Annotated in this window: 13 protein-coding genes and 2 tRNA genes; 4 read left to right on the top strand and 11 right to left on the bottom strand. The window is 72.2% G+C overall.

What is annotated here, in order from left to right:
- The first annotated feature begins 206 nt into the window (after window positions 1-206).
- Entirely contained in the window at window positions 207-797 is a 591-nt protein-coding gene (locus ACQ9ZG_RS10910; RefSeq protein ID WP_028418424.1) for a lytic polysaccharide monooxygenase auxiliary activity family 9 protein, read from the top strand.
- 159 nt (window positions 798-956) lie between these two features.
- Here ACQ9ZG_RS10910 and ACQ9ZG_RS10905 read toward each other — a convergent pair.
- The 7 genes from ACQ9ZG_RS10905 to ACQ9ZG_RS10875 all read right to left on the bottom strand — a co-directional run bounded on the left by ACQ9ZG_RS10905 (window position 957) and on the right by ACQ9ZG_RS10875 (window position 6340).
- Window positions 957-1030: transfer RNA gene (locus ACQ9ZG_RS10905), tRNA-Lys, on the bottom strand.
- 110 nt (window positions 1031-1140) lie between these two features.
- On the bottom strand, window positions 1141-1899 hold the full coding sequence (locus ACQ9ZG_RS10900; RefSeq protein WP_109915485.1) for an IclR family transcriptional regulator: 759 nt from the start codon (window positions 1897-1899) through the stop codon (window positions 1141-1143).
- A gap of 167 nt (window positions 1900-2066) precedes the next feature.
- The gene (gene ehuA, locus ACQ9ZG_RS10895; protein WP_018488818.1) at window positions 2067-2912 is read right to left on the bottom strand and encodes an ectoine/hydroxyectoine ABC transporter ATP-binding protein EhuA; all 846 of its coding nucleotides are present in this window, start codon (window positions 2910-2912) and stop codon (window positions 2067-2069) included.
- Window positions 2902-3543, bottom strand: a complete 642-nt coding sequence (gene ehuD / locus ACQ9ZG_RS10890; protein WP_028418426.1) for an ectoine/hydroxyectoine ABC transporter permease subunit EhuD — start codon at window positions 3541-3543, stop codon at window positions 2902-2904. The genes ehuA and ehuD overlap by 11 nt, the downstream gene beginning before the upstream one ends.
- A complete protein-coding gene (ehuC, locus tag ACQ9ZG_RS10885; protein WP_028418427.1) occupies window positions 3540-4271 on the bottom strand; it encodes an ectoine/hydroxyectoine ABC transporter permease subunit EhuC in 732 nt (243 codons plus the stop codon). Before ehuC ends, ehuD begins: the two co-directional genes overlap by 4 nt.
- A 22-nt stretch (window positions 4272-4293) precedes the next feature.
- Window positions 4294-5196 (bottom strand): ectoine/hydroxyectoine ABC transporter substrate-binding protein EhuB, encoded by a 903-nt coding sequence (ehuB, locus tag ACQ9ZG_RS10880; protein ID WP_028418428.1) that lies wholly within the window; start codon window positions 5194-5196, stop codon window positions 4294-4296.
- Window positions 5197-5344: 148 nt separating this feature from the next.
- The gene (locus ACQ9ZG_RS10875) at window positions 5345-6340 is read right to left on the bottom strand and encodes a D-2-hydroxyacid dehydrogenase (RefSeq protein WP_499280383.1); all 996 of its coding nucleotides are present in this window, start codon (window positions 6338-6340) and stop codon (window positions 5345-5347) included.
- A gap of 459 nt (window positions 6341-6799) precedes the next feature.
- Between ACQ9ZG_RS10875 and ACQ9ZG_RS10870 the strand changes: the two genes are divergently transcribed.
- Window positions 6800-7564 carry a maleate cis-trans isomerase family protein gene (locus ACQ9ZG_RS10870; protein ID WP_109916740.1) on the top strand — a complete coding sequence of 255 codons (765 nt, stop codon included), beginning with the start codon at window positions 6800-6802 and terminating at the stop codon, window positions 7562-7564.
- 147 nt (window positions 7565-7711) lie between these two features.
- Window positions 7712-8854, top strand: coding sequence for an LLM class flavin-dependent oxidoreductase (locus ACQ9ZG_RS10865; protein ID WP_181398328.1), 1143 nt, complete (start codon window positions 7712-7714; stop codon window positions 8852-8854).
- Window positions 8855-8942: 88 nt separating this feature from the next.
- On the opposite strand, the gene ACQ9ZG_RS10860 is transcribed toward ACQ9ZG_RS10865, so the two are convergent.
- A complete protein-coding gene (locus tag ACQ9ZG_RS10860) occupies window positions 8943-10883 on the bottom strand; it encodes a putative bifunctional diguanylate cyclase/phosphodiesterase (RefSeq protein WP_499280382.1) in 1941 nt (646 codons plus the stop codon).
- A gap of 403 nt (window positions 10884-11286) precedes the next feature.
- Here ACQ9ZG_RS10860 and ACQ9ZG_RS10855 point away from each other — a divergent pair, with 403 nt between their 5' ends.
- Window positions 11287-12528, top strand: coding sequence for a M6 family metalloprotease domain-containing protein (locus ACQ9ZG_RS10855; RefSeq protein ID WP_028418433.1), 1242 nt, complete (start codon window positions 11287-11289; stop codon window positions 12526-12528).
- Between the two features lie 98 nt (window positions 12529-12626).
- Here ACQ9ZG_RS10855 and ACQ9ZG_RS10850 read toward each other — a convergent pair.
- From ACQ9ZG_RS10850 to ACQ9ZG_RS10840, 3 genes are all read right to left on the bottom strand, one after another.
- Window positions 12627-12700 (bottom strand) — tRNA-Lys (locus ACQ9ZG_RS10850).
- Complete coding sequence (locus ACQ9ZG_RS10845) at window positions 12691-13398, bottom strand: bifunctional DNA primase/polymerase (protein ID WP_084995399.1); 708 nt, start codon at window positions 13396-13398, stop codon at window positions 12691-12693. The genes ACQ9ZG_RS10850 and ACQ9ZG_RS10845 overlap by 10 nt, the downstream gene beginning before the upstream one ends.
- A gap of 336 nt (window positions 13399-13734) precedes the next feature.
- Complete coding sequence (locus ACQ9ZG_RS10840; RefSeq protein WP_181398423.1) at window positions 13735-15243, bottom strand: Cys-Gln thioester bond-forming surface protein; 1509 nt, start codon at window positions 15241-15243, stop codon at window positions 13735-13737.
- Window positions 15244-15267: the final 24 nt, after the last annotated feature.

The raw sequence follows: 15267 nt of genomic DNA, 5'->3' as shown, positions 1-15267 counted from the left end.
GATCGCGCGTGGTGGAAGGGGCCCGGAGAGACCACTCCGGGCCCCTTCCGGCGCTCCGGAATCCGATGCTTATTGGTCTGGACATGTTCATGAAGCGTCAATAATCTAAGACTTGGTCTAGACCGCAGTACCCACCCACCACGCACCAAGCGCGCAGCATGTCGAGCAATGCTCAGGAACCTCCCCCACGTTCTAGAGGAGCGACAATGCGGAAAAAGGCAAGCGCGGCCGTGATCGGCCTGGCGATAGCGGGCGTCTCCGTCCTCGCGACCACCAGCGCCAGCAGCCACGGCTACACGGACACCCCCATCAGCCGCCAGAAACTCTGTGCCAACGGCACGGTCACCGGCTGCGGCAACATCCAGTGGGAGCCGCAGAGCGTCGAGGGGCCCAAGGGCTTCCCGGCCTCGGGTCCCGCCGACGGCAAGATCTGCGCCGGCGGCAACGGGCAGTTCGCCCAGCTGGACGACCCGCGCGGCGGCAACTGGCCCGCCACGCAGGTCACCGGCGGTCAGGGCTACAACTTCCGCTGGCAGTTCACCGCCCGCCACTCCACCAGCGACTTCCGCTACTACATCACCAAGAACGGCTGGGACTCCACCAAGCCGCTCACCCGGGCCGCGCTGGAGTCGCAGCCCTTCATGACCGTGCCGTACGGGAACCAGCAGCCGCCGGCCACGCTGACCCACCAGGGCACGATCCCCACCCAGAAGACCGGTAAGCACATCATCCTGGCCGTCTGGAACGTCGCGGACACCACCAACGCGTTCTACGCCTGCTCGGACGTGAGGTTCTGATCACCCGCGGGTAGCCCCTAGGGCGCCTGTGCATTTTCCGCTGTGGTTCGACACGGCGGCCCTGAGCCGGGGTCGCCGTTGCGGTGGGCGGCTGCTGAACCGGGCCGGAAACAGCACTGTGGGCGGTCTCCGCGAAGGAGACCGCCCACAGATGTGTCGTGCGCCGTCAGGGACTCGAACCCCGGACCCGCTGATTAAGAGTCAGCTGCTCTAACCAACTGAGCTAACGGCGCCTGCTGACTCGAAAATAATACCTGGTCCGGAGGGGTGCTGATGACACCCCGCCGCCGGCCCTCCCGAGGCGCCTCCCGGGTCCTGGGTCCCGGGCCTTGGATCCCGGGCCCTACAGGGCCAGCGACAGCAGCACCGGGGCCGCGCGCCGGTTGAGGGTGTCGGCCGCCTCGCGGAGCCGGTGGGCGTCCTCGATCGGCAGCGAGAGGGCGAGGCAGCCGGCGGTGGACCCGGCCGTCAGCGGGACCGCCGCGCAGACGGTGCCCACCGCGTACTCCTGGAGATCCAGCACCGGGACCGTGGCGGGCTGGGCCTCCAGCTTGGCCAGGAGCACCTTCTCGCTGGTGATCGTCCGCGAGGTGAGCCGGGCGATCCGGTGCCGGGAGAGGTGGTCGCGCCGCCCCGCGTGGTCGAGCTGGCCCAGCAGGCACTTGCCGACCGCGCTGGCGTGCGCGGAGGAGCGGAAGTCCACCCACTCGTTCACCGCCGGGGTGAGCGGCCCGTCGGAGACCTGGACCACGCTGACCTCGCCGTCGACGTACCGGCTGAGGTAGACGGCGGCGCCGACCGAGTCGCGCAGCTGGTCCAGGGCGTGCTGGAGCCGCCCCTCCAGAGCCTGGCGGCGGGCCGGGCCCGAGCCGAGGAGCAGCAGCGAGGCCCCCATGACGTACGCGCCGTCGCTGACCTGCTCGACATAGCCCTCGCGGCGCAGCGTCAGCAGCAGGGGAGCGAGGTGGCCGGGCGGCAGGCCCGTCTCGCGGGAGATCTGGGCATTGGTCACACCGTTGCCGTGCCGGGAGACCGACTCCAGTACGCGCAGGGCGTACTGCACCGAGTGGAACGGTGCGGTCGGCTCGGGCTTCAACGCCACGGTGTCCCCCTAAAAGGTTGTGACCGCAAGCTTCGGCCCAACGATAGCCGCCGGGCACCGGTTTCGGGGTGGCAGTTGACAAGCGGGCGGGTGCGCCCCGGCCCTGTCAGCTGGGGCGCACCCGTCGGGCATATGCCAATGGCATGAGCGGTGACTCAACTGCAAGGTCACAGCACCGCGTTGAGGAACTCGCGCGTACGTTCGTGTGACGGGTCGGAGAAGATTTTCTCCGGCGTCCCGGACTCCACGACCCGGCCCGCGTCGAACATCAGGACCTTCTCCGAGACGTCCCGGGCGAAGTTCATCTCATGGGTCACGCAGAGCATGGTGATGTCGGTGTTGCGGGCGATGTCGCCGAGCAGCTCCAGCACCCCGGCCACCAGCTCCGGGTCGAGCGCGGAGGTCACCTCGTCCAGCAGCAGGATCTCCGGCTCCATCGCCAGCGCCCGCGCGATCGCCACCCGCTGCTGCTGGCCGCCGGAGAGCTGGGAGGGGTGCGCGTCGATCTTGTCGGAGAGCCCCACCAGCTCCAGCAGCTCCCGGGCGCGCGCCTCCGCCTCCTCGCGCCCCTTGCCGAGGACGCTGATCGGCGCCTCGGTGATGTTCTGGAGCACCTTCATGTTGGGGAAGAGGTTGAACTGCTGGAAGACCATCCCGATCTTCTTCCGGGACTCCCGCAGCTGCTTCTCGCCCGCCGGTTCCAGCGCCCCGCCCGGGGTGCGGACGTGGGAGAGGGGGGAGCCGTTCACCCAGATCACCCCGTCGCTGACCTTCTCCAGCGTCATCAGCAGCCGCAGGATCGTGGTCTTGCCCGAGCCGCTGGGCCCGATCAGGGTGACGTGCTCGCCGCGCTCCACGGTGAAGTCCAGCTGGTCCAGGACCACATGGTCGCCGTACCGCTTGACCACCTTCTCGAAGCGGACCAGCGGCCCGTCCGTGCGCCCGGCCGCCGGGACGGCGTCCTCGGGGGCCGGGGCCTCCGTCTTGCTCAGGGGCAGGGGTTCAGTGGCCAAGGCGCTTCTCCAGCTTTCTCATCAGCAGCGACGTCGGGTAGCTCGCGACCAGGAAGATCAGGCCGGCGAGGGTGAAGACCTCGGTGTACGCGAAGTGGTCGGCCCCGTACTTCCGGGCCTCGAAGACCATCTCCTGCACCGTGATCACGGCGAGGAACGGGGTCTCCTTGAACATCGAGACCGCGTAGTTCCCGAGGGCGGGCAGCACGTTGCGCACCGCCTGCGGCAGGATCACGGCCTGCCAGGTGCGCCGGGGCGACAGCGACAGCGCGCGGCACGCCTCCCACTGCCCCTTCGGTACGCCGTCGATCCCGGCCCGGTAGACCTCCGAGGTGTACGCGGCGTAGTGCACGCCCAGCACCGCGATCCCGATGTACAGCGGCTCCACCGAGCTGAACAGGGCCGCCGCGCCGACCAGTTGGACCAGGAGAGGGGTGGAGCGGACGAACTCCACGACCGCCCGCACCGGCAGCGTCACGAATCTGCTGGGCGCGCGTCCGGCCACCGCGACCGCCAGTCCCAGGACGGCGGCCACCAGGGTGCCGAGCACGGTGGCGAGCAGGGTGACCCGGAACCCCTCCAGCAGCAGGGGCAGGGACTCACCGAGGGCGTTCCAGTCGAAACCGTTCACCGGGCACCTCCCACGGTGGCCGTCGACGCGCTGCGGCTCTTGAACAGGCTGGTGGCGCCCGTCTCCAGGCCGAGCCGCCGCTTGGCGCTCCGCTCCAGCAGGTTCATCAGCATCGTCAGCGCGTAGGCCAGCACGAAGTAGGCGGCCAGCAGGGTCAGATAGGCGGTGAGGGTCTCACCGGTGCGGTCGCGCAGCGTCTGGATCACCGTCATCAGATCGGCGGCCGAGATCAGCCACAGCAGCGGGGTCGCCTTCAGCAGCTGGATCAGCAGATTGGTGAGGCTCGGGATCATCTGCACCCAGGCCTGCGGCAGGATCACCTTCCACAGCCGCCTGGAGGGACTGAGGTTGAGTGCGATGGCCGCCTCGTACTGTGCACGCGGTACGGAGTTGACGGCACCGCGCACCACTTCGGCGCCGTACGCACCGAAGTTGAGGCCGAAGGCCACCACCCCGCAGATCACCGGGGTGAGTTCGTAGCCGGTCACCAGCGGCATCGCGTAGTAGAGCCAGAACAGCTGGATGTAGAGGGAGGTGCCCCGGAAGAACTCCACGACCACCCGGGAGACCCCGCGGACCAGGAGCATCCGGCTGCCCGCGGCCAGCCCGAGCGCGAAGGCCAGCACCAGGGCCAGCAGCGCGCCGAGGACGGTGGCCTGGAGCGTCACCCACAGCCCGGAGCGGACCTGGGGGAACTCCTCGGCGAGGAGGGAGAAGAAGTCACTCATACGTGCGCACCCGCCCGTCCCGTCAGCCCTTGCACAGGTCGGCGGTCTTCAGGTCCTCCGGCGGGATCTCCGACTTTCCGAACCCGTACGGCTCCAGCAGCTGCACATAGCGCGAGCTGTCGGAGACGATCTTCTTCAGCTCGCGGTTGAAGGAGTCCCGCAGATCCTCGTTGCCCTTGCGGAACACCGCGCCGCCCGGGGAGAACTGCGCCATGCCGTCGATCTGCGGCACGAACGGCTCGGTCACCTCGGTGTCCGGGTTGGTCTTCGCCAGCCAGCGCAGCGAGATGCCGGTGAGCAGGAACGCGTCGATCCGGCCGCCCTTGACGGCGTCGGCCCCGTCCTGCGGCTTCTGGAGGGTCTTGATGCTCCCCTCGGGGATGCCCGCCCCCTTGGCGTAACTGCCCTCCACCGCACCCGACATGACACCGATGGTGATCCCGGCCTCCTTGGCGGAGTCCAGGTCGGTGACCTTCTTGGGGTTGCCCTTCCGCACCATCAGCGCGGTCGGGGAGATGAACTCCGGCTCGGAGAAGATCGCGTTGCCGCAGCGCTCCGGGGTGATCGCCATGCCCGCGCTGACCACGTCGTACTTCCCCGCCTGAAGCCCCGGGATGAGCCCGTCCCACTCGGAGAGCGTCGGCTTCAGCTCGTCCACGCCCAGGGCCTTGAATATCTCCCGGTGCAGCGTCGGCGCCTCGCCCTTCAGCTCCTTGCCCTCCATGTACCCGTACGGCGCCTCGTTGGCGTACGCCACCCGGACGAACCCCTGCTCCCGCAGCTTGTCGAGCGCGCCCGCGCCGGTGGCGGCCCCCGCATCGGTCTTGCTGCAGGCGGTCAGGAGGCCGGGAACGACCAACAGGCCACCCACGGCCGCCGATCGATTGAGAAAGCCTCGGCGGGAAAGGTGAGGAAAGTCAGCCATGGTTCGCGGTCTCCTGGAGGTCGCTCAGTCCGGACAGGGTGAGCGCCTGCCCGATCCCGTGCGTCTATGCAGGAAGCCGGGGCATGTAACCGAACGGTGGCCGGAAGGAGACCTTCCCGTGGCCGGGTGAGAGTGGTCGGTGACCGGCCTATCCGGGGGAAGTTCCCTCCACCGCACCGGAGTTGTCGGTGGGAAGATCCTCGGAGGGGACGTATCCCCGTTGCTTGTCCACTACATTGGGCAACGGCTCACCATGTGTCCATAGTTCGTACATGTCCACGAACTGCTCGCCCAGCCGGTCCCGCCAGCCGACCGTGTCCCCGCTCTGATGCGGCGAGACCAGCAGCCCCGGCACCTCCCACAACGGGCTCTCCTCCCCCAGGGGTTCGTCCGCGAACACGTCGAGCGCGGCCCCCGCCAGCCAGCGGCGGTGCAGGGCGGCCACGAGGTCCGCCTCCACCACGGTCGCCCCCCGGCCCACGTTGATGAAGTGGGCCGACGGCTGGAGCAGACCGAAGAAGCGGGTGTCGAACATGCCGTACGTGGCCGGGGTCAGCGGCACCGCCGAGATCACCCAGTCCGCCCGGGCCGCCAGCGGGCCCAGGTCCCCGACGCCGTGGATGGTGCGCCGGGCGCTCCGGCCCACCAGCGCCACCTGGACGCCCAGGCCGTGCAGCAGCCGGGTGATCTCCCGCCCGACGGGGCCCGCGCCGACGACCACCGCCCGCGAACCGGCCACCTGCCGGCCCTCCCGGTGGCGCCAGCGCCGCTCCCGCTGGAGGGCGAGGGTGGTCGGCAGGTCCTTGGCGAAGGCCAGCACCAGCCCGGCCACGTACTCCGCGATCGGCCGCTCGAAGACGCCCCGCGCGTTGGTCACCACGGTGCCGGAGGCCGTCAGCTCCGGGCAGAGCAGCCGGTCCACCCCCGCGCTCGCCGTGTGCACCCACCCCGGCCGCGCCCCCGGGCCGGGCCAGGCCTCCCGTACGGCGTCGGAGGCGAAGTCCCACACCAGCAGCACATCGGCCGCCGGCAGCCGGGCGGCCAGGTCCGCCGGACCGGTGCGCACGATCCGGGCCCGGCCGGTCAGCCGGCCGAGGCGCGGGGGCGGGTCGGCATCGAGGACGAGAACGACGGGTACCGGCATCGGTGGCTCATCACTCCGCAACATCGCAGGTCGCCGTGGGTGCAGGCGTGATCATGATCTCCGCGCCCCCACGCTCGCACCAGCGCCCGCCCCCGTCAACACGGCCCGCTGCCCGTGTCCGGGGCGTGTGCCGCCCGGGTGTCCGGTGGTGCCCGCGGCCGGTGCCCGGGCTGCGCCCGCGCCCGTGCCTGCGGCCGGGCTGTGCCCGGGCTGTGCCCGCGCCCGCGGCCGGTGCCCGGGCTGCGCCCGCGCCCGCGCCTGCGGCCGCTGCCCCGGCCCTGCCCCGCCCGAGCCTCTGGCCGGTGTTCCCGCCCTGCCCCACCCGGTGCCCCGCCGCGCTCGCCCGGTGCCCGCGCCGCCCACCCTCCGCCGTCGGCCCACCCGGGGAATACTTGATGGGGGGAGGGGCACCAGTGGTTTTCCGCGGCCGATGCGAAGACGCGCGAAGGAAGGGTGACCATGACCGCCGTAGGACTGCTCTACCCGGGCCACGCAGCCGAGGACGACTTCCCGCGGATCGAGATCACGCTCGACACGGACATCCGGCTGCCCCTGTTCTCCACCGAGGCCGACGAGGAGACCTTCCGGCCGGGCGCCCTGCTGGAGGCCGGTGCCCCCGACCGGCTCTCCGAAGGCGTCGACGAGCTGCGCCTGGCGGGAGCGGAGGCGCTCGTCCAGGCGAACCCCGCCGGCAGCTTCGTCTACGGCTGGGCGGGCGCCCACAACCAGATCGCCACCCTCGCCCGGAGCGCCGGCCTGCCCGCCTCCAGCACCGCCTTCGGCTTCGTCCACGCCCTGCGGGAGCTGGGCGCCGGCCGGGTCGCGGTCGCCGCCGCCTGGCCGGAGGACGTCACGGTGCTCCTCACGGAGTTCCTGGTGGCCGGCGGTGCCGAGGTGGTGGCCGCCCACAGCGCGGGCGTCGCCACGGCCGCCGAGATCGCCGGGTGGGAGGCCGGCCGGGTCAAGGAGCTGGCGCTCGCCGCCGACCACCCGGACGCCGAGGTGCTGCTGCTCCCGGACGCGGCCCTGCACACGGCCGCGTACATCCCGGAGCTGGAGGAGGCGGTCGGAAAGCCGGTCCTCACGGCGAACCAGGTGACCGTCTGGGAGGGGCTGCGGCTGACCGACCGCCGGGTCTGGTCCCCCACCCTCGGCACCCTCTTCGCCGCCCGCCGGCCCGTGCCGGGCGCGGTGGAGCCGAAGGGGATCGAGGTACGGGAGTAGGCCCCCGGCCCGCCCCGGAGGCCCCGGGCCTCCGGAGGCCCCCGGCCCCCCGGAGGCCGGCCGTGCGGAATAAGCGGAGCCATCCTCCTGTTGTACGCCTCCGTCACGCGGACGTATGACGACCAGCACCACGGGAGAGGGCGACACGTGAACGACATCCAGGGCGGCGACGGGACGGGCGGGCCGGGTACCGGCCGGACGGACGGCGACGGAATCCGGGGTACGGCGGCGGGCACCGCCCCCGTACCCCTCTCCGTCCTCGACCTGGTCACCGTCGGCCAGGGCCGCACCGCCTCCCAGGCCCTGCGGACCGGCGTCGACATCGCGCGGCTCGCCGAGCGCCGGGGCTTCCACCGCTACTGGGTCGCCGAGCACCACTCCATGCCCGGCGTCGCCTCCTCCTCCCCGGCCGTGCTCCTCGCCCACATCGCCGCCCACACCGACCGCATCCGGCTCGGCTCGGGCGGCGTCATGCTGCCCAACCACGCCCCGCTGGTGATCGCGGAACAGTTCGGCACCCTGGAGGCGATGGCCCCCGGCCGGATCGACCTGGGCCTGGGACGGGCCCCCGGCACCGACGGCGCGACGGCCGCCGCGCTGCGCCGCAGCGACCGGCTCAACGAGGGCGCCGACGACTTCCCGCAGCAGCTGAGCGAGCTGATCCGGTTCCTGGACGACGACTTCCCCGACGGGCACCCGTACCGCCGTATCCACGCGGTGCCCGGCCCGGTCCAGGCGACCGCCCCGGGCGGGGTGCAGTCCGCGCACCGGCCGCCCGTCTGGCTGCTGGGCTCCTCCGGCTTCAGCGCCCGGCTGGCGGGCACGCTCGGGCTGCCGTTCGCCTTCGCCCACCACTTCTCGGCGCGGAACACGATCCCGGCGCTGGACCTGTACCGCAGCTCCTTCCGCCCCTCGGCCGTGCTGGACGCCCCGTACGCCCTGATCGGCGTCTCCGCGCTGGCCGCCGACGAGGAGGCCGAGGCCCGCCGCCAGGTGCTGACCGGGGCCCTGTCCATGGTCCGGCTGCGCACCGGGCGGCCCGGCCTGATCCCGAGCCCGGAGGAGGCCGCCGCGTACGACTTCTCCCCGATGGAGCGGGAGTTCGTCGACGGCTGGCTCGCGGACGTGATCCACGGCACCGCCGACGAGGTCCGCGCCGGCCTGGACGACCTGGCCAAGCGCACCGGCGCCGACGAGCTGATGATCACCGCCAACGCCCACGGCGGCGAGGCGCGGCTGCGCAGCTACGAGCTGATCGCGGACGCGTACGGGCTGCCGCGAGCCGACTGAGGCGTGGGCCCGAGGTCCGAGGCCCGGGACCTGAGGCGTGGGGCCCGAAGTCCGAGGCCTGGGGCCCCAGGCCGCTCCCGTAGAGGCCCTAGCCCTCTTCGGCGGCCGGCCGGGCCGTGATCAGCGCCGCGATCAGCTCCGGCGCCACCGCCCGGGAGTACAGCCACCCCTGGCCGGTGTCGCAGCCGATCCGGCGCAGCCGCTCCGCCTGCCCGGCCGTCTCCACGCACTCCGCGGTGACGGTCAGGCCCAGGCGGTGGGCGAGCTGGACCATGGCCTCCACGATCGTCTCGTCGGCCGGGCTCGGATGCGTACCGTCCTCGTACCGGAAGCCCTTCACGAACGCCCCGTCCAGCTTCAGTACGGAGACGGGCAGGCGGCTGAGGTAGGCGAGGTTCGAGTAGCCGGTGCCGAAGTCGTCGATGGCGATCCGGACGCCCATGTCACTCAGCGCCTGGAGCGCTCTCAGCGGGCGGCCGCCGGAGCCCATCACCGCCGACTCGGTCAGCTCCAGCTGGAGCAGCCCGGGGTCCAGGCCGGTCTCGCCCAGGATCTGCGCCACGTCCGCCACCAGATCGGAGTCCCAGACCTGCCGTACGGCGACATTGACGCTGATGAAGAGCGCGGGCTCGTCCGGGTGGTCGAGCTGCCAGCGGCGCGCCTGGCGGCAGGCCGTGCGCAGGATCCACCGGCCGAGCTGGACGATCGAGCCGTCCTCCTCCGCGATCCCGACGAACCGATTCGGCGAGAGCACGCCGAACTGGGGGTGGTTCCAGCGCACCAGCGCCTCCACCCCGCGCACCACCCCGTCCGCCATCCCGACGAGCGGCTGGTACTCCAGCGTGAACTCGCCGCGCTCCACGGCGGGCCGGAGCGTGGAGGAGAGGGCCTGGCGGGTCATGCGGTGGGCGTTGCGCTCGGGGTCGAAGAGGGTCCAGCGGGCCCGGCCGTCGGCCTTCGCCCAGTAGAGCGTGGTGTCGGCGGCCTGCATCAGGCCGGTGGGGGAGGTGCCCGCCACCGGCCGCTCCACCACCCCGATCGAGGCGGAGACCGAGAGCCGCTGCCCGGCCAGGTCGAAGGGGTGCTGGAGGGCGGCCAGGACCGAGCGGGCCAGCTCGGTCAGCGCCTCCGTACCGCCGGAGTCCTCCACCAGGATCGCGAACTCGTCGCCGCCCATGCGCGCCACCAGCCGGCTGCCGCCGGGGTTGCGGCTCGCGTCGCTCTCGGCGCAGTCGTTGAGCCGCCCGGCGACGGCGGCCAGCAGCCGGTCCCCGATCCGGTGGCCCAGAGTGTCGTTGATGGCCTTGAAGCCGTCCAGGTCCAGGTAGCAGAGCCCGATCCGGCCGTGCCGGGGGAGCATCGAGTCGTCCTGGTACGGCGGGGTCTCCAGGGCCACCGAGAGCCGCTCGAAGAACAGGGTCCGGTTGGCCAGCCGGGTCACCGGGTCGTGCATCTGGAGGTGGCGCAGCCGGTCCTGGAGTTCGCGCCGGTCGCTGACGTCGGCCACCGTCAGCAGCACCCGCGCGGGCTCGGCCGCCGATGTGCCCGTCATCGGGACGACGGTGACCTCGGCCCACAGGGTGCGCCCGTCGGGGTGCTTGAGGCGGCGGGTGCAGCGGAACCGGGAGCGGCGGCCCTGGAGCACCTCGCGGTAGGCGAGCCAGGTGCGGTCGTCGGAGGCCAGGTCGACCAGTTCGCACGCCTGACGGTCCGCCAGCGCCCCGGCCGTGGTGCCGAGGAGGGCGCCGAGGGCGTCGTTGGCCCGGACGACATGGCCCCGGCCGTCCACGACGGCCATGGGGAGGGTGGCGGCGTTGAAGGCGGCCCGGTGGTCGCGCAGCTCGGTCGCGCCGGCGTCGGCCGCGCTCCGGGAAGCAGGCGCCGACGGCTGCGCCGGCCTCTGCGGCCGGGCGGGCCGGGTCGCGGGGGACGCCGGGGGCCGTTCCGTATGACGCTCCGTGACCGTCGCGTCCACGGCGTCCGGGGATGTGCCTGCCGGGGCCCTGGGCCCTTCGGAGGTTCCGCTCACCGCTCGCTCCCGCTGTGAAGGTTGTCGTGAACAGGTGGGGTCGGACAGGGCACCGGGTGGTGAACCCGTGAAGGGGCCCGATCCACGCGGGAAAGCGTGGTGAAGCATAGAGGGTGGCGCATCGGGCGTTCCAGCTCGCATCCGGCCACGGGTCGCGTGAGCGGCTGGTCTGCGCCGTTCCGCTTTGCCCGGCCCTGATGGTTTCTGAGCGCTTCTGTTGTATCGAGTCATTGATCCGACCGATGGTGACGTTCCGTGAAGGTCTGGGGCGGGGCGCTTCCGGGCGCCGGCTCTGCGACCCGTGTGACTCCTGTGACCCGTGTGGGGCAGCACAACAGGGCGTATCGCCACGAACCGGAACAGGGTGGACGGGACGTATCGCGTTCCCCACCCGGAGGTCGATGTGCAGCGTGAGCCCGGACCCGGGGCAGTGGAGCGGCTGAGTGTGCGCAGTCTCGCGGCCGCCCTGACTTCCCTCCTGGCGCTCGCCGCCACCTCGCTCGTCGCCGGCCCGGCCGCGGCCGCCGTACGCGACGCGACCCCGTGCGCGCTCCCCAGGACCGCGGCCCACCACTCGCTCGGCCTGGACAGCTGGAACGGGTCCTACCCCCGCCCCGACCGCAGCCTCGACGCGGTGATGATCTTCCTCTCCTTCCCGGACTCCGAGCCCCGGCTCACCCCCGAACTGCTCACCGCCGACCACTTCCCCGCCACCACCCGCTTCTTCGAGCGCGCCAGCTACGGCCGGTTCACCCTCCGCCCGCACCCGCAGCGGAACTGGACGCCGATGCCCCGCGCCTCCACCTGGTACGCCATAGAGCGCGACTGGGACGCCGGGAAGCGGACCGCCTACCTGCGCGACGCGATCGCCGCCGCCGACGAGGACGTCGACTTCTCGGCGTACGACATGGTCTACCTGGTGGCCGACCCGGACGCCCCGGGCGTGGACTCCGACGCCACGAAGGTCGTCAACTTCGAGCGCCCGCTGCGCGCCGACGGGACGGACATCCGGCGCGTGGTCACCGTCTTCGAACAGCACCCGCCCGACCGCAACGTCCTCGCCCACGAGACCGGGCACGTCTTCGACCTGGCCGACCTCTACCACCGGCCCACCGACGGCAAGGGCGACTGGGACACCTACGTGGGCGACTGGGACGTCATGGGCAGCCAGTTCGGCCTGGCCCCCGACCTCTTCGGCTGGCACAAGTGGAAGCTCGGCTGGCTGGACGGCGCCCAGGTCGTCTGTGTGCAGGGCTCCGCCGACCTCACCCTGGAGCCGGTCGCCGCGGCCCCCGTCCCCGGCGGGTCCATCGGCACCCGGCTCGCCGTCGTACGGACCGGGGAGGACAGCGTGCTCGCCATCGAGGCCCGCAGCGCCACCGGCAACGACGAGGGGACCTGCACCGAAGGCATCCTGATCTACCGGGTCCGGGCCGGTACGGCCTCCGGCGGCGGCCCGGTCGAGGTGGTGGACACCCACCCGGAGACCGGCGCCTGCTGGGACCGCTCGGTCTACCCGCCGCTCGCGGACGCCCCGCTCGCGGAGGGCGAGACCTACACCGTGCCGGGGGAGCGCACCCGCGTGGAGGTCGCGGACCGTACGCCGTCCGGCTCCTGGACGGTCCGGATCACCACCGGCGTCTGAGCCGCCCAGGCCGTGCGCAGGCCCGCGCACGCCCGCGTACGTCACGGAAACGGAACACGAAGAAGCCCCCCGCTTCCGCGAGGGGCTTCTTCCGTCGGTGCGCCGTCAGGGACTCGAACCCCGGACCCGCTGATTAAGAGTCAGCTGCTCTAACCAACTGAGCTAACGGCGCCTGCTGACGTCGTAGACATTAGCACCCTGATCCGCCCGAGGAAAAATCGTATGCCCGGACCCCTGGGAGGTCCGCCCCGAGCCGTGCGCCTCCTGGCGGGAGGCCGCCGAGCGGCTCACCCGTACACAGGCCCACAGCAGCACGTCGGGCCCCGGCAGCCAGGGGGCCCGGGTGTCGGGCGCCACCAGCCAGCGCGGCCCCGAACCGCCGGACGGGCAGGTCAGCGCCGGTACGGTCACGGCGTCGCCGGTTCCGTGGCAGAGCACCGGGGGCACCTCGCCGCGCGGTGCGCCGCCGCCCGCCCCCCACTCCTCCCAGGCCAGCAGCGAGGGCAGCCGCTGGGCCGTGCCGGGGGCTGCGAAGAGCAGCATCCGCCCCCGGTGCACGGCGACCGGGCCGGTCCCGGGCCCCTCGGCCCAGAGGCGCTCCAGCATCCGGCGCCCGAACAGCGCGGGCACGTTGACGATGTCGAACTGGCTGCCGCAGGGGAGCACCCCCGGCGAGGACGGGCGCTCCTCCCACTGCGCGAGCGTGGAGCGCGGGTAGGCGGAGGCGCCCGCCAGCCAGGCGGCACCCGCGGCGGTCACCTGGGCGGCCTGCGCCCCGGTCTGGTCCCGCAGCAGGGCGAAGATGTCGACGGCGTGGGCCGCGGCTCCGCCGGCCTGCAGGGTCGTTTCGTCTTTCAGCCAAGCGCTCATGGAGAAAAGGTCTACCGGGAGTGACCGAGCTGATTCCGAGAGTTGCCGGAAACCAGGACAGGGCGCGAGGGGAAGGGGTATCTTGCCCACCCGGAATATGCCACGGGACATGCCAGGGGACCTGACCCCCGGCCTGAGGCCGCCGGTGACACCGTCCCGGCAAGGCGCCGTCGTGAACTCCGGGCCCGGACGACGACGGACTGGGACGCTGACGGGCCGGACGCTGACGGGCCGGGCACCGGCGGCCCGGACGACGACCGGCCGGGCACCAACCGGCCCCGAAACGCCGACGGGCCCGGCACATGCGTGCCGGGCCCGTCAACGTACTTCCGGGGGTCAGTGACCCGCGGCCTTCTTCCTGCGCAGCAGGAACAGTGCCGCACCGCCTGCGGCCACGAGGGCCACCGCCAGGCCGGCGATCAGGGGTGTCGCACTGGAGCTGCCGGTCTCGGCGAGGTCGCCGCCGCCGGTGGTGCCGCCGGTCGTCTCTCCGGTGGTGCCGCCAGTGGTGTCGCCGGTGGTGCCGCCGGTCGTCTCACCGGTGGTGCCGCCGTCGGTGTCACCGGGCGTGGGGGCCGGGCTAGTGGGAGGGGTGCCGCCGCTGCCACCGGTGCTCGGGGCCGGAGTGCCCTGGGTCTCGCAGTCCAGGACACCCTGGAAACGCTCCGAGAAGCCGTCGGGGCCGGTGACGGTGATGTCGTACGCCTCGTCCTCGCCGACCGGGACCGTCACGGTCTTGGTCTCGCCAGCCGCGACCGTGTGCTCGGCGTCGCCCAGCTTGAAGGTGAAGGGGGCGTCGCCGTCGTTGCTGACCTTGACGTCGATGCCGCTCGCGGAGCAGTTCTTCTCAGCGGTGACCGAGGGGATGGCGCCCTTCGAGGCCCAGTTCACGGTCGCGTCCGCGGAGATCGTGGACTCGGTCGAGCCGGCCAGGATCTGGGTCTGGCTCTTGCTGGGGCTCGCGAACGCGCGGCCGACCGGCACCTGCGTGGTGGCCTTGGCCGTCAGCGAGGCGGTGCCGTCGGGCGTGCCCGCCGGCACGTCGAAGTACAGCTCGGTGCCGTCGTTGACCGAGGTGATGGGCTGGCCGTCCTTGTCGGTCACCTTGATCCCCGCCGCCGTGGCGTCGGAGTTGGCGGCCACGGAGACCTTCTCGGCGTCGGTGTGCACCGTCACCGGACCGATCTTGCTGCCCGACTTGCCGGAGACCGCGTTCGGGTCCAGCGTCAGGGAGGTCTTCGGCTCCTGGAGGTTCTGGGCCTGGGCCTCGAGCCAGTCCGCGAGCTTCTCGGCCTGCGGGTTCTTCGCCTCGACCTTCGCCTTGTCCGAGAAGCGCCAGATGGCGACCTGCGTACCGGCGGCGGCGGTCTTGGCGCTCAGCTGCCCGGCGCCCGACTTCTGGGCCAGCGCGTTCAGGTCACTGACCTGCGGGTAGGAGTTGCGGAGGATCCAGAGGATCTTCCCCGCGTCGTTGTTGCCGCCGAGCGAGGTCTGGCCCCAGGGGGTCTCCAGGTACTTCGCCTTGTTCTGGGTGGGGTTGTGGATGTCGATGCAGTACGTCTGCAGCTGACCGCCACCCTCCACGCTCATCTCGAACAGGCCCGCGGAGATGTTGATGGTCTGGCCGTTGCCGGTCTTGAGCCGGGCGGTGTCGTACGTCTTGAGGCCGTCCAGCGTGGCCACCGCGCCACCCTGGTGGTGGACGTCGCCCCCGTCGGCCGCGGCGCTGCCGGCCCCGGCGAGGGAGCCCAGGACCAGAAGTCCGGCCGTGGCGACCGAGGTCGCTATTCGGCGACCGGTGGTACCCCGCCCGGTCGCGGTGGGTGATGAGAAGTTTGCAAACACAGAAGTCCCCTCCGATGCGGCTCA

This window comes from Streptomyces araujoniae (assembly GCF_050871195.1).
Classification (GTDB): Bacteria; Actinomycetota; Actinomycetes; order Streptomycetales; family Streptomycetaceae; genus Streptomyces; species Streptomyces bacillaris.
Note: the sequence above shows the minus strand (reverse complement) of the source record. Positions and strands in the feature narration are given on the sequence as shown.

Bases quoted from the DNA above. Each gene is read 5' to 3' on its own strand.
- ACQ9ZG_RS10910 (WP_028418424.1), top strand. From the start codon at position 207: ATGCGGAAAAAGGCAAGCGCGGCCGTGATCGGCCTGGCGATAGCGGGC.
- ehuC (WP_028418427.1), bottom strand. From the start codon at position 4,271: ATGAGTGACTTCTTCTCCCTCCTCGCCGAGGAGTTCCCCCAGGTCCGC.
- ehuB (WP_028418428.1), bottom strand. From the start codon at position 5,196: ATGGCTGACTTTCCTCACCTTTCCCGCCGAGGCTTTCTCAATCGATCG.
- ACQ9ZG_RS10875 (WP_499280383.1), bottom strand. From the start codon at position 6,340: ATGCCGGTACCCGTCGTTCTCGTCCTCGATGCCGACCCGCCCCCGCGC.
- ACQ9ZG_RS10870 (WP_109916740.1), top strand. From the start codon at position 6,800: ATGACCGCCGTAGGACTGCTCTACCCGGGCCACGCAGCCGAGGACGAC.
- ACQ9ZG_RS10845 (WP_084995399.1), bottom strand. From the start codon at position 13,398: ATGAGCGCTTGGCTGAAAGACGAAACGACCCTGCAGGCCGGCGGAGCC.